Annotated in this window: 14 protein-coding genes and 1 pseudogene; 11 read left to right on the forward strand and 4 right to left on the reverse strand. The window is 69.7% G+C overall.

Translation table 11 applies throughout. The features are described 5' to 3' along the window. Nucleotides 1-605: histone H1-like repetitive region-containing protein (locus tag AACZ35_RS07605; protein ID WP_339827844.1), on the reverse strand; the 605-nt coding region annotated here is incomplete at its 3' end. Nucleotides 606-731: 126 nt separating this feature from the next. Here AACZ35_RS07605 and AACZ35_RS07610 point away from each other — a divergent pair. The 4 genes from AACZ35_RS07610 (at nucleotide 732) to AACZ35_RS07625 (ending at nucleotide 4,068) form a co-directional block, all read left to right on the forward strand. Further along, nucleotides 732-1,358 (forward strand): DUF4124 domain-containing protein, encoded by a 627-nt coding sequence (locus AACZ35_RS07610; protein WP_339827846.1) that lies wholly within the window; start codon nucleotides 732-734, stop codon nucleotides 1,356-1,358. Next, on the forward strand, nucleotides 1,349-2,215 hold the full coding sequence (locus AACZ35_RS07615; protein ID WP_339827848.1) for a transporter substrate-binding domain-containing protein: 867 nt from the start codon (nucleotides 1,349-1,351) through the stop codon (nucleotides 2,213-2,215). Before AACZ35_RS07610 ends, AACZ35_RS07615 begins: the two co-directional genes overlap by 10 nt. Nucleotides 2,216-2,260: 45 nt before the next feature. Continuing rightward, complete coding sequence (locus tag AACZ35_RS07620; RefSeq protein ID WP_339827850.1) at nucleotides 2,261-2,833, forward strand: hypothetical protein; 573 nt, start codon at nucleotides 2,261-2,263, stop codon at nucleotides 2,831-2,833. An 86-nt stretch (nucleotides 2,834-2,919) separates the two neighbouring features. Next, a complete protein-coding gene (locus tag AACZ35_RS07625) occupies nucleotides 2,920-4,068 on the forward strand; it encodes a response regulator (RefSeq protein WP_339827852.1) in 1,149 nt (382 codons plus the stop codon). Between the two features lie 3 nt (nucleotides 4,069-4,071). Here AACZ35_RS07625 and AACZ35_RS07630 read toward each other — a convergent pair whose 3' ends face one another. Further along, nucleotides 4,072-4,908, reverse strand: a complete 837-nt coding sequence (locus AACZ35_RS07630; RefSeq protein WP_339827854.1) for a PhzF family phenazine biosynthesis isomerase — start codon at nucleotides 4,906-4,908, stop codon at nucleotides 4,072-4,074. A gap of 134 nt (nucleotides 4,909-5,042) precedes the next feature. Between AACZ35_RS07630 and AACZ35_RS07635 the strand changes: the two genes are divergently transcribed. Both AACZ35_RS07635 and AACZ35_RS07640 read left to right on the forward strand, forming a co-directional pair. Further along, complete coding sequence (locus AACZ35_RS07635) at nucleotides 5,043-6,377, forward strand: M24 family metallopeptidase (protein WP_339827856.1); 1,335 nt, start codon at nucleotides 5,043-5,045, stop codon at nucleotides 6,375-6,377. Next, nucleotides 6,374-8,323 (forward strand): beta-propeller domain-containing protein, encoded by a 1,950-nt coding sequence (locus AACZ35_RS07640; RefSeq protein ID WP_339827858.1) that lies wholly within the window; start codon nucleotides 6,374-6,376, stop codon nucleotides 8,321-8,323. The genes AACZ35_RS07635 and AACZ35_RS07640 overlap by 4 nt, the downstream gene beginning before the upstream one ends. A 5-nt stretch (nucleotides 8,324-8,328) precedes the next feature. On the opposite strand, the gene AACZ35_RS07645 is transcribed toward AACZ35_RS07640, so the two are convergent. Next, nucleotides 8,329-9,270, reverse strand: a complete 942-nt coding sequence (locus AACZ35_RS07645) for a DUF808 domain-containing protein (RefSeq protein ID WP_339827860.1) — start codon at nucleotides 9,268-9,270, stop codon at nucleotides 8,329-8,331. Nucleotides 9,271-9,430: 160 nt separating this feature from the next. On the opposite strand from AACZ35_RS07645, the gene AACZ35_RS07650 reads away from it, so the two are divergent. The 5 genes from AACZ35_RS07650 (at nucleotide 9,431) to AACZ35_RS07670 (ending at nucleotide 12,364) form a co-directional block, all read left to right on the forward strand. Beyond that, nucleotides 9,431-10,003: a hypothetical protein gene (locus AACZ35_RS07650; protein ID WP_339827862.1), complete on the forward strand. Its 573-nt coding sequence runs from the start codon at nucleotides 9,431-9,433 to the stop codon at nucleotides 10,001-10,003. Nucleotides 10,004-10,064: 61 nt separating this feature from the next. Beyond that, a complete protein-coding gene (locus AACZ35_RS07655; protein WP_339827864.1) occupies nucleotides 10,065-10,484 on the forward strand; it encodes a hypothetical protein in 420 nt (139 codons plus the stop codon). Nucleotides 10,485-10,486: 2 nt separating this feature from the next. Next, nucleotides 10,487-10,855, forward strand: a complete 369-nt coding sequence (locus AACZ35_RS07660) for a DUF6164 family protein (protein ID WP_339827866.1) — start codon at nucleotides 10,487-10,489, stop codon at nucleotides 10,853-10,855. After that, nucleotides 10,848-11,789 carry an acyltransferase gene (locus tag AACZ35_RS07665; protein WP_339827869.1) on the forward strand — a complete coding sequence of 314 codons (942 nt, stop codon included), beginning with the start codon at nucleotides 10,848-10,850 and terminating at the stop codon, nucleotides 11,787-11,789. The genes AACZ35_RS07660 and AACZ35_RS07665 overlap by 8 nt, the downstream gene beginning before the upstream one ends. Beyond that, nucleotides 11,786-12,364, forward strand: coding sequence for a DUF922 domain-containing protein (locus AACZ35_RS07670; RefSeq protein ID WP_339827871.1), 579 nt, complete (start codon nucleotides 11,786-11,788; stop codon nucleotides 12,362-12,364). Before AACZ35_RS07665 ends, AACZ35_RS07670 begins: the two co-directional genes overlap by 4 nt. Here AACZ35_RS07670 and AACZ35_RS07675 read toward each other — a convergent pair. Next, nucleotides 12,361-12,772 (reverse strand): annotated as a pseudogene (locus AACZ35_RS07675) (efflux transporter periplasmic adaptor subunit); the annotation flags it as partial. The gene AACZ35_RS07670 and the pseudogene AACZ35_RS07675 overlap by 4 nt on opposite strands.

Here is a 12,772-nt window from a genome sequence, read left to right on the forward strand (position 1 = left end):
ATGTGCGCCTTCTGCGAACGAGCCTGCTGCGGCCCCTTGCCGGTTTCGTTGGCGGCGGCGGCAGCGACCGGCAGCGCAGGGGCCTGGGGCGCTGCAGCGGCCATGGGCGCCGGCGCGGCGGCCTTGGCTGCCGGAACCTTGGCGGCGACGGGCTTGCGGGCGGCCGGTTTGGCAGCCGCCTTGCGCGCGGGAGACTTTTTCGCAGGAGACTTTTTCGCACTGGTCTTTTTGGCAGCCGTCTTCCTGGCCGCCGGTTTGCGGGCGGTCGTCTTTTTGGCGGCGGCCTTGCGTGCCGTCGATTTCTTCGCGACGGACTTCTTCGCCGTTGACTTCTTCGCAGCGGATTTCTTTGCGACGGACTTCCTGGCCGTGGACTTCTTCGCGGTGGCCTTCTTCGCGGTAGTCTTCTTGGCGGTGGTCTTCTTCGCGGTGGCCTTTTTTGCAGTGGACTTCTTCGCAGCAGCCTTCCTGGCCACCGGCTTCTTTGCCGGCTTTTTCTTCGCGGCGGTCTTGCTGGCGGCTACCTTCTTGGCCGGCTTCTTTTTCGCGGGGGCTTTTTTCGCCGCCGGTTTGCGGGCCGGGGACTTGCGGGCGGTACTGGCCATTGCAACCTCCTTGGCTTCGGGGAAGCGTTCGAACCCAGTCTAGACCAAAGCCGGCGGAACGAGGCCGGGTTGCCTGCCGGTTTGCGTGCCCTATGATCAAGGTCCCCCCAAACGGATTTCCAGCCCATGAGAGGCCTGCTGCAAGCGCTTTTCCTGACCTCCGCCACGCTGCTGGCCATGCCGGCCAGTGCGGCTGTTTATAAATGCACCATCAACGGCGAAACCCGCTACCAGGACGAGCCCTGCCCGGGCGACCGTGACGCGAAGCCGCACATGGAGTTCGAACCCGACCCGACGATCGAGCCCGAGGCGCAGGACGAAGGCGAGGCGCAGACGGCGTCGCCCGCGGCAGAAAGTGATTCCGAAACGGCCAGCACCGAACCGGACCGTCAGGCCAGCAAGCCGGACCGCACGCGCGAACGCCGCGTCCGCGCCCCGCCGTCCTTGCCGGCCGCGCCGGTTGAGGAGGGCCCGATGGATCGGGTCGCCCAACTCGGTGCCGACATCGAAGCCGCCGAAGTGGAGCTGCGCGGCGTGGTGGACGAGCGCCGCGCCGTGATGGCCGGCCTGGACGTGCGCCTGGCTGCCAACCGCGATGACGCCAGGCTGCAGGCCGAGCGAAAGCAGCGCGAATCCGAGTTCCGCGAGCGACGCGCCGAGGTCTCCGACCGCCTGCGACGTCTGCGCGCCGAACTTGCCAGCGAGTGCCCCAACGGCACCTTCCTCAACGGAACCCGGCAGGCGTGCAGGTAGACAACGCCCGACGCCTGCTGGCCGGCTGCGCACTGTGGCTGGCCGCAGCCATCGCCCAGGCCGCCGGGCCGGTACGGGTGGGCGGTGACCCCCACTATCCGCCGCACCATTACCTGGGTGTCGACGGCGAGGCGGCTGGTTTCGACATGGCGGTTCTGCGTGGCATCGCCGGTTCCCAGGACCTGGTGTTGCGCTTCGAGTTTGGTGAATGGGGAGGCACCCTGGACCGGCTCGAGCGCGGCGAGCTGGACGTGGTGCCGATGTTCGTTTCGCCCGATCGCCAGCAGCGGTTCCTCTTCAGCCAGCCCTTCATGCGCCGCAGCCACGTGCTGTTTGGCCGCGGCGGCGAATGGATCGAGGAGCCCTCGCAGCTGGCCGGGCGGCGGGTTGCCGTGCAGTTCGGCGGCATGGCCTGGGAGTGGCTCATAAACGAACGCATCGACGCCGTGCTGCAGCCGGTCAACGAAGAATCCCTGGTCCTGGCCGAAGTGGCGCGCGGCGACGCCGACTTCGCCCTGCTGCCGGCCGACATCGGCCAGTACGCCATCGCCATGCAGGGCCTGGAGGGTGTTGAGCCGGTCAGCGCGCCCTGGCTGGAGCGCGACTACGCCTTCGGCGTCAATCCTGCCCGCCCGGAGCTCGTGGCCCAACTTGATGCCGGCCTGGCAAGGATGGAGGCCAACGCCGAGCTGCATGCGCTGCGCAAGCGCTGGCTTGAACCCAAGGCCGAACGCAGGGACGCCAGCTGGTCGACCTGGTGGCTGCTGCCGGCGGCGCCCGTGCTGCTGGCCGCGCTGGTCTACCTGGTGGCGGGACGCCGCGCGGCGCGTGGCCGGGTGGGGCGCAGGCCTGCGTAACTCCTGGGTAGTAGCCCTGCGGGGCGTGGTGGCGGGCCGGTTTTGATGTCGATTCGGATCCAGGTGTTGGCCGGCGCGCTGCTGGCATTTTCGGGCTGCGTGGCGGGCGGTGGCCAGGGCGGCGGTGGCGCGCCCGGCGCGGCGGCGCCGCAGCCGGCCCCGCCGGGGGAGGCCACGGCCGGTGGCAACCAGGTGCAGTTCGAAGTGGACGGACAGTCCTACGGCTTCCGCACGCCGGAAGTCCGCCACAGCCGCTCGCGCGTGGCCGAGCACGTGGTGGCGCACAGCTTCGAACTGGCCAACCCCGGCAACAGCCTCTATGCCCGCGTCGTGTTGAACGTGGCCGAGGACCTGGCCGATCTCTCCGGCGAATACGCGGCGGTGTCGCTGGGCGACCCCGAGCAGCACGCCCGCCCGGGCGTGGGCGAAGTGGTGCTGGCCGAAGAAGCGGACCCCACGCGCGGGCGGCGCATGTTGCCCAGCGGCAGCGGCGTCATTGTCGTCGAACACGTGGCGGGCCGGTTGCGGGTGCGCTTTGAAACCCGGGGCGACGGCCTGTTCCGCGAAACCGCCGCGGCGCCGGTCACCGGCACCCTCGATTTCTACTGGCAGCCCTGACCGGGCGTGGAACTGTGATCCCGATCTTGGGCTCCCCGGCGGGCTTGCGGTAACGTGGCCCGGGACCGTCACGGCAGGGGCAGGCGATGAGCGTCGAGGGCACGGGCAAGGCCCGCATCCTGGTGGTGGATGATTCAAAGTTGATGCGCAAGGCCGCGCACAAGATGCTGGGCGACGAGTTCGACGTGATCACCGCCGAAGACGGAACCGACGCCTGGGGCCAGGTCGGGCGCGACACCGGCATCCAGGTGGTCTTCACCGACCTCAACATGCCCAACATGGACGGCTACCAGCTTCTCCGCGAAATCCGCGGCGCCCAGGACGCCGGCATCCAGGGCCTGCCCGTGATCGTGGTCACCGGCGCCGAGAACGACGAAACGGCGCGCATGAAGGCGCTGGACCTGGGCGCCACCGACTTCATCACCAAACCCTTCACCACCTCCGACCTGGTGGCGCGTGCCCGCGCCCATTCCACCTACCAGCGCGTCACCCGCCAGCTGCAGTCACAGGTGATGCTCGACGGCCTGACCGGCCTGGCCAACAAGGCCGGCTTCATGGAGCGCCTGCGCCAGGACATGGCCTACGCACGCCGGCACCAGCAGCCGCTGTGCCTGGTGCGGCTGGACGTTGAGGACTTCCAGCGCTTCTTCCTGCACAACGGCCGCGACGTCGCCGAGGCGCTGGTGCTGCAGGTGGCGCGCCTGCTGCGCGCCCGCATCCGCAAGGAAGATACTGCCGCGCGGGTGGGCCTGGGCAGCTTCGCGCTGAGCCTGCCGGGCGGCGAAGAGGCCGGCATTGCCGCCATGGTCGAGCGGCTGCAGGCCGAGGTGATGGCCAACCCGCCGCTGCACGAAGGCGAGCCGGTGGCGGTGGTGCTGCACGCCGCCGTGCTGACGCCGCTGACCGATGCCAGCCTGGGCCCGGACGAGGCCATGGATGCCTGCCAGGCGCGCCTGGACGTGGCGCGTGAGTCGGGCGTGCCCGTGGTGCCGGCGCCGGTGGCGACCAGGCCGTCGGTCGCGACCGAACCCGTGGTGCCCGCCACGCCTGCACCCGCCGCTGCGGCGCCGGTAAGGGAGCTGGTGCGCGTGGACGAGGTGCTCGACCACCTGCAGGCAGGCCGCGTGCAGGAAGTGATGCCGAAGCTGCCGGCGGTGATCGGCCGGCTGCTGCCGCTGCTGCGTCTGCTTGGCCCCAACCAGCGCAAGCAGCTGATCGACTTCCTGCAGAAGTAGGCCTCAGCCGGCGTCGATGCGATGGGTTGCGCCGCTGACCCGCACCGACTCCCCGGAACCGGGGCCAATGCTCACGTGCAGGCGCGACGGTGCGCCCATGTCGTGGCCCTGCAGGATTTCCACGGCGCCGCCGTGCGGCCAGCCCAGGTCGCGCAGGGCGCCGCCCAGCGCGGCAGCCGCGGCGCCGGTGGCGGGGTCTTCGAAAACGCCGCCGATGGCGAAGGCGTTGCGGGCGTGGAAGCTGCGCGGCGTTTCGGCAACGACCAGGGCAATGGTGGTCAGGCCGGCGTCCTGCATCAGGCGGCGGCCGGCTTCAAGCGAATAGGTCATGCGCGCAAGCCGGCGCCGGTCGCGCAGGGCGAGCAGCAGGTGGTCGGCGCCGGCGTGCATCAGGGTCGGCGGCAGGCGCGGGTCGAGTTCGGCCGGCCCCAGGTCGAACAGGTCCATGGCGGCGGCGAACAGGCCGGGGTCCGGGGCCTGGCTGCGCGTGGGCGGCGACTGCAGCGCCGCCAGGACCTGCCCGTCTTCATGCCAGGCCTGGACCTGGATGCGCGCCTGGTTGAGCTGCAGGGCGTAGGTGCCGTCGCCGTCGCGCCCGGCCAGGGCGGCGCCCAGTGCGATGGTGGCGTGCCCGCAGAAGGGCACTTCGGCCAGCGGCGAAAAGTAGCGCACCCGCCAGGCGTCGGCGCCGGGTGCGGCGAAAACGGTTTCCGAATATCCGACCTCGGCGGCCACCGCCTGCATGGTGGCGTCGTCGGGAAGGCTGTCGGCCAGGACCACGCCGGCGGGATTGCCGCCCCGGCCGGACTCGGAAAACGCGGAGATTCGCTGCAGGTGCACCTGGAAAGACCAGCCGGGGGGAGTGGCTGATCTTGCTTCGGTGGGCCGCCACGATGCATGGGCCGGAAGTCCCGACGCCGGCACGCGCCGAAGGTATGCTCAAGGCCAACGCACGATCAGGAAATAACGACGCCATGTATCGCAAACCCCTGGGCCTGGCCCTGCTGCTGTGCCTGCCAGTGCCTGCCGCGGCTGCCCCTGATTCGCCGCCAATGCCGACGCTGCTGGCTCCCGAGGCGCGCATCGGGGTCGAAAACCAGATCCTCGGGGAACGGCTTGAAACCCTGCTGCCACGGCTGATGGCCGAAGCCGACCTGGACATGTGGCTGGTGCTGTCGCGCGAATACGCCGAAGACCCGGTGTATTTCACCCTGGTGCCGCAGCCCAGTTTCGCGGCACGCCGGACCACGCTGCTGGCCTTCCATCGCCGCGCGGACGGATCGATCGAGCGCCTGGCCGTCAATCGTTACCCGCTGGGCGGACCCTACGAATCGGCCTGGGCCGGCGGCGACCTGGATGAACAGTGGCAGGCCCTGGGCCAGCTGATCGCCGACCGCGAGCCCAGGCGCATCGGAATCAATGTCTCACGCGACTGGGCCATCGCCGACGGCCTCAGCCATGGCCTGCACCAGCGCCTGTTGGCGGTACTGCCGGAAGGCTACGAAAACCGGCTGGTGTCGGCGCAGGACCTGGTGGTGCGCTGGACCGAAACCCGGCTGGCGTCCGAACGCGAACACCACGCCGCGGCGATGGCCGCGGCCCGCGCGGTCATCGCCGAAGCGTTTTCGAATCGGGTGATCGAGCCGGGCAAGACCCACACCGACGACGTGGCCTGGTACATCCGCAAGCGTCTCGAATCCCTGGGCATGCCGGTCTGGTTCCATCCGGACGTCAACCGCCAGCGCGCCGGCGACGACTGCGCCCGCGACAGCGTCTTCTGCGGAAGCACCGGCATCATCGAACGTGGTGACGTGCTGCACACCGACATCGGTGGCTGTTACCTGAAGCTGTGCACCGACACCCAGGAAATGGGCTACGTGCTGCGCGAAGGTGAAACCGAGGTGCCTGAAGGCCTGCGCAAGGCCCTGGCCGCGGGCAACCGCTGGCAGGACCTGCTGACGGCGAACTTCGTCACCGGCCGCAGCGGCGACCAGATCCTGCACGCCACGCATGCCGCGGTTGAAGAGGAAGGGCTGGCGGCCAGCACCTACACCCATCCGCTGGGTTTCTTCGGCCATGCCGCCGGCCCGACCATCGGCATGTGGGACGCCCAGCAGGGCGGCACGCCGGGCAGCGAATGGCCGCTGCATCCGTCAACGGCTTACGCCATCGAAGGCAACGTGCGTTCGCCCGTGCCCGAATGGGGCGACACCTGGGTGCAGGTGAAGCTCGAACAGGGCGGTTTCTTCGACGGCGGGACACTCGGCTTCCCGGCTGGACGGCAGACCCAGTGGCACGTGGTTCGATGAACGTGCGGCCCTTCGCCTGTCTGGTCGCCGCACTCGCGCTGTTGTCCGGCTGTGCGGCCATTGAACGCCGTGAGCTCGGCCACGCCGCGGACGCGACGGCATCGCCGGTCCTGCGGAAAGTCGGCTCGGTGGCCGAACTCGACCAGCTGCTCGCCAACGGAGAACGTCTCGCTGCCCTGGAGGACGAGCAGGACCGGCGGCGCCAGTGCCGGCGGCCCAAGGCGGAAAGGCCGGCCTGGCTGCGCTGCAAGGGCGGCCGGCCGGACGACGATTCCGACGTGCTCGAGACCATCGAGGTCACCGGTTCGCGCCTGGATCCGCGCGACCTGATCACCAACAACCAGGAGGGCGGTGTCGACGAAGGCGACTTCGTGAAGAAGTCGGGCGACTTCCTGCTGGTGCTGCGCGGCGGCACCTTGCACGTGGTGCGGATCGCGCGCGACGGCACGCACGTCCTCGAGCACGCCAGCAGCCTGCGGCTGGCCGACGACAGCGACGACGACATCTGGTTCGACGAAATCCTGACCTTCGGACCGCGGGTGCTGCTGCTTGGCTTCAACTACGGTGAAGTCCAGCCGGTGGCCGAACTTCAGCTGTTCACCCTTGACGACCACGGCCGCCTGCAGCGCGACGCGCGTTTCTGGCTGCGCAGCAACGACTACTTCGACGGCGACAACTATGGCGCGCGGCTGCAGGGCGACAACCTGCTGCTGAGCCTGAACCTGCCGCTGCAACTTTCCGGCGACATGGCCTGGCCCGAGTGGTCGCGGCGCGACGTGGCCGCGCCGGCCTGGACGCCACTGCTCGAAGCCACGGACTTGTATTACCCCATGCTTCCCGGCGCATTCCCGGGTTTGCACGTCGTGCTCCAGTGTCCGCTCGCGGGCCTGGAAGGCGAGCGCCTGGCGTGTCGCAGCGCGGGTTTCCTGGCCAGCGGCCGTTCGGAGCTTTACGTGACGGCGCGGCATGCCTACCTCGCCCTGGGTGGCCTGGCGCCGGAGGCCTATCGAACCAGCCTGATGCATCCGGCCGACGACTCACTGCCCCCCGAAGCCTGGCCGCTGGTGCGGACGGTCATCCTGCGGGTGCCTTTCGGACAGGCGCCGCCCGCGGTGGCGACCGTGCATGGCAGCATCGACCAGGCCTTCCAGTTCCGCGAAGACGCGGACGGCAGCCTGTGGCTCATGGCCCGGGCGGGCGTGCACGACGACGACATCGAGACCACGCGTTATGGCCTGTATCGCCTCGGAGCGGGTGATTTTTCCGGTTTCGCGGGCGAACCGCCGCCGCCGCGTGCGGTCGCCGAGGTGCCGGGCGCCGCCAGCACCGTACGCTTCCACCGCAACGTGGTGTGGTTCGGCGAGCCCAGTTGGCGGGGGCAGGGCACGCCGACCTCCGGGCTGGTGTGGGCGCTGGGCCTGGACGACGGCCAGCTTGGCTCCGTGCAGGTGGGCCATTCCGTGCAGTTCCTGCAGCCGGCGGACGACGCCATGCTGGCGATCGGTCTGGTGCATGGAGGTGGTGCCGGCGCGAGTCTTCTCAGCGCCGCGCCGCGGCCCCGGCGGCTGGATGCGCTGGCCTGGCCCGGCTACGTGACCTCGGAGGGCCGGAGCCATGCGGTGAACATCGGCCGATTGCCAGGTGGCCCGCTGCTGCTGGGCGTGCCGGCCTGGCCGGGGGCCGCGATCTCCAGCGAACAATGGCCGGACGAGCTCGCTTCCGATCTGATTTATGCCCGCATCGAGGGCAGTTCCCTGTCCGGCGCCGGCGAACTGGAAATGCAGGATCCCGACGGCCGCAGCTGCGGGGATTGCTGGGACTGGTACGGCAATGTCCGCACCTTCTTCATAGGCGGGCGCGTGTTCGCCTTGAGCGGCAGCCTGCTGGTCGAGGCAGCCTGGCGCGACGGCCGCGTGCAGCCGAAGGCGCGCCTGGCCCTTCCCTGAGCGGTTCAGTGCGCGGCAGGTTTGCCGCGCAGCTTGCCCCAGGCGGTGATCGCCGCCACCACGATGATGCCCACCAGGATGCCGACCACGGCGTCCACCACCAGGGTCACCGGCATGCCCAGCGCACCCTCGGGAATCGCCGCCCCGGCCAGGTGGTGCAGGAACGGAATGGAGTGGGTGAAGATGCCGCCGCCGACCAGGAACATCGCCGCGGTGCCGGCCACCGACAGGAATTTCATCAGCCAGGGCGCGCTGTAGAGGATGCCGCGGCCAAAGGCGCGGATCGAGCCGCTGCCTGGGCGCTTGCTCAGGTGCAGGCCGGCGTCGTCGAGCTTGACGATGCCGGCGACCAGGCCGTACACGCCGACGGTCATCAGCGCGGCAATCGCCACCAGCACGCCGATCTGGACGCTGAATTCCCGGCCGGCGACGGTGCCCAGGGTGAGCACGATGATCTCGGCGGAAAGGATGAAGTCGGTGCGTATGGCGCCCTTGATCTTGTTCTTCTCGAAAGCGACCAGGTCGATCTTTTCGTCCGCGGCCGCCTCCAGGAGCCGCGCGACCTCGGCTTCGTCTTCCTCCGGGGAATGCAGGAACTTGTGCGCCAGCTTTTCCACGCCCTCGTAACACAGGAAAGCGCCGCCGATCAGCATCAGCGTGACGATGATCGGGATGTCCCAGCCGCGGCCGCGCAGCCAGGCCTCGAAGGCGGCGATGGCGAGCGCACCGGGCACCAGGATGAGCTTGTTGCGCGCCGAGCCCTTGAACACCGCCCACACCACCGGCAGTTCGCGATCCGGCTTCACCCCCGCCACCTGCTGGGCATTGAGCGCCAGGTCGTCGCCCAGCACGCCGGCGGTTTTTTTGGTCGCGACCTTGGTCATCACCGACACGTCGTCGAGCAGGGTGGCGATGTCGTCGAGCAGGGCAAGCAGGCTGGAGGCCATGGGCGGTTCCGGACAAAAACAGGCCCCGATTCTGGCATCCCCGCGCCGCCGAAGGGGAGGCCCGGGCCGCCGGGCGGCTGTCCGCGGCCACGGAGCTGCGCCTAGACTGACCCTGTAAACGCCGTGGCGTGCCTGCGATTTCCCTTTTACGGAGCCCCCCATGTTGAGAAACGTCCTCCTAATGCTGCTGGTTGCCGGCCTGCTGGGCTGCCAGGCCAGTGATCCTGCGGATGCCGGGGCGGCCACGGACCCGGCCGTGGCCGCCGAGCGCGCCGAGCTTGAACGCCTGGAGGCGCAGGTGGCTGCGTCCCGCGAGGCCGTGGCCGGCTTCGAAGTGCTGCAGGCCAGCTACGGCCACGGGCCCGACCCCTTGTCCGGCCAGCAGGTGCCGACGGTGAAGGTGGCGCTGGCCAATGGCAGCACGGTCACGGTGGCGCGGGTTTCGCTGCTGGCGACCTTCGCCAACGAAAGCGGGGGCGGTCCCTGGCTCGACCAGGTCTTCGACGTGCCGCTGGCCGACCCGCTGGCGCCGGGCGGCGGCGATGCGGTGACGATGACACCGCGCGGGGACAGTGACTGGGCGCTCAGGGCGCCGCCCGAAGGCACGCCGGTGCGCGTGCGGGTGCTGCCGCTGGCCCTGCAGACACCGGACGGCCAGCGCCTGCTGACCGAACACGCTTTCACTGAGGAACAGCGCGAACGCCTGGCTGAACTGCGCGCTTCCCCGCCCTGATCCGGGCTTGCCAGCGCCGGCCCGGGGCGGGCTAAATGGGGCACCGAGCCGGAGATTGCCCATGCGTTTGCCCGTGATTGCCCTGTTGGCCTGCCTGCTGCCGCTGCCCGCGGCCGGCGAGGTCAAGGACAGCCGGCCGGAAGGATTCACGCTTGAGAACAGTGCCCTGGTGCCCTCGTCGGCGGATGAAACCTGGGACGCGCTGGTCAACCACGTGGGCGTCTGGTGGCCTGCGGACCCCACCTGGTGGGGCGAGTCGGCCAAGGGCATGGGCCTGGACGGCACGCTTGAGTTCCGCCTGGCGCCGGCCGAGGAGGGCGGCACCCGCATCACGCTGTGGTATCGCGCCGGCGGCTACAGCCCCGACGACCTGTCGGCGTTCGCGCCGGTGGTTGACCGGGTGCAGGCCTTGCAGCTCGACGGCCTCGTGCAGTTCCTGCGGGCCCGGCATCCGGACACCGAATCGAAGCAGGGCGACTGACCATGCCGACCCTGCTGCTCAACCTGCGAAACGTGCCCGACGACGAAGCCGACGAAGTCCGTTCGCTGCTTGAAGACCACCGTATCGACTACTACGAAACCAAACCCAGCCTCTGGGGCGTTTCCGGCGGCGGACTGTGGCTGCCCGACGACAGCCAGGCCGATGTGGCGAAGGCATACCTGGCCACCTACCAGGCGGAGCGTGGCGAGCGCATGCGCCGCGAACGCGCCCAGGCCATTGCCGAGGGCCGTGCGCCCAGCGCCTGGTCGGCGTTCCGCGAAGATCCGCTGCGCGCCCTGGCGACCGTGCTGGGCATCCTGCTGATGCTGGGCCTGGTGACACTGCCTTTCCTGTTTTTCGCCCATGGCTGAGTCGTCCGGATCGGCAGTGCCGGCGCCGCGATCCCTGTTCCTGCGCCTGCCGTCGGCGCTGCGCGTGCCGCTGGCCGCGCTGGGTTTCATCGCCAACACCCTGGTGCATGGTCCGGTGCTCATCGTCGCGGGGCTGCTGAAGTTGCTGCCGGTGCCGGTGCTGCAGCGCTGGCTCGAGCGCCGGCTGCCGGGCATCGCCGAAAGCTGGATCGCGATGAACAGCGCCATGATCGACGGCTTCACCCGCACCCGCTTCCTGGTCGAGGGCCTGGAAACCCTGCGGCCAGGCGGCCACTACCTGGTGCTGGCCAACCACCGCAGCTGGGTGGACATCCCGGTGCTGCAGAAGATCTTCAACCGGCGCATCCCGCTGCTGCGCTTCTTCCTCAAGCGCCAGCTGATCTGGGTGCCGGTGCTGGGCCTGTGCTGGTGGGCGCTGGATTTTCCGTTCATGCAGCGCGCGACCAAGAGCCAGCTGGCGCGCCGGCCCGAACTGGCCGGGCGCGACCTGGCGGCAACGCGCCGGGCCTGCGAAAAATTCCGGCACCTGCCGGTGTCGATCATGAACTTCGTCGAAGGCACGCGTTTCACGCCGGCCAAACACGCCGCACAGGGCAGCACCTACCGGCACCTGCTGCGGCCCAAGGCCGGTGGTGCGGCCTTCGTGCTGGGCGCCATGGGTGACGCGCTCGACGGCGTGCTGGACGTCACGGTGCACTACGATCGCGCCCAGCCCAGCCTGGCCGACCTGTTCGCCGACCGCATCCGCACCGTGCGCGTGCGCGTGGTCGAACGGCCCATTCCAGAAGGGTTCGTCGGCGCCGATTACGAAGGCGACCGCGACTACCGCCGGCGCTTCCAGGCCTGGCTCAACCAGATGTGGATCGAAAAGGACCTTTGCCTGCAGGGCTGGGACAAGGAGGTTTCACGATGATGGTACTGATCGCCGGCCTGATGCTGGCCGCCGCCGATCCGGCAAGCCAGTTCCCGCCGGGCCTTGAGTACAACGAACGGCGCGAAACCTATCCGGTGCGCGGGTCCACGCGTCGCGAGCTGCGTTCGGCGCTGCGGCACGCGCAGGCCAGCGAAGTGGATGAAGGCGATGGCGGCGGTTCGGTCGCCCGCACCGCCCAGGACCTGGGCATGCGCTACGAACTCGAGCCGGTGCCGGGCGGCTGCCGGCTGAAGGGCCTGGTGGTCAGCCTGGACGTCACCATCCACCTGCCGGAGTGGGCGCACGACGGTTCGCCGCCGAAGTCGATCGCGGAAGACTGGCAGCGCATGCGCGACGCGCTTGAGCGTCACGAAGAAGGGCACCGCGACATCGCCGTCGACAGCGCGCGTTACCTGCACGAGGGCCTGACGGGACTTGGCGTGCAGGACAGCTGCCAGGACCTGCGCCGCGAAGCGCAGCGGGTCTTCTTCCGCGCCCAGCTGCGGCATTCGGTGCGCGACGGCGCCTACGAGCGCCGCACCCGCCACGGCATTGCCCAGGGCGCGGTGCTCTAACTGCCCTGGCGCACCCGCACGCGGCTGCCGTCCGTGAGGGCGCGGTCAGGATGCACGACAACGATGTCGCCTTCGCCCAGGCCGGCCAGGACCTCGACCCAGGCCCCGCCCTGCAAACCACGTTCGACGGAAGCCAGCGACACCTTGCCGCCCTGCACGCGGAAGACGGCCCAGCCGCCATCGTCGCCCCGGAACAGGGCGCTGCCGGGAACCCGCAGCACGTCGGTCCGGCTTTCCAGCGCGAAGTGCGCATTGACGCGGTAGGCGTCGCCAAGGCGTTGCCAGCGCTCGCGATCGCTGGTGATCTCGACGATCACCCAGACGCGCTGTTCTTCCACGCCCAGGGCCGAAACCTTGGTGAAGCCGGCCGGCTCGACGCGGCGCACACGGCCAAGCAGGGGCTCGCTG

The organism is uncultured Arenimonas sp. (assembly GCF_963976025.1).
Taxonomy (GTDB): domain Bacteria; phylum Pseudomonadota; class Gammaproteobacteria; order Xanthomonadales; family Xanthomonadaceae; genus Arenimonas.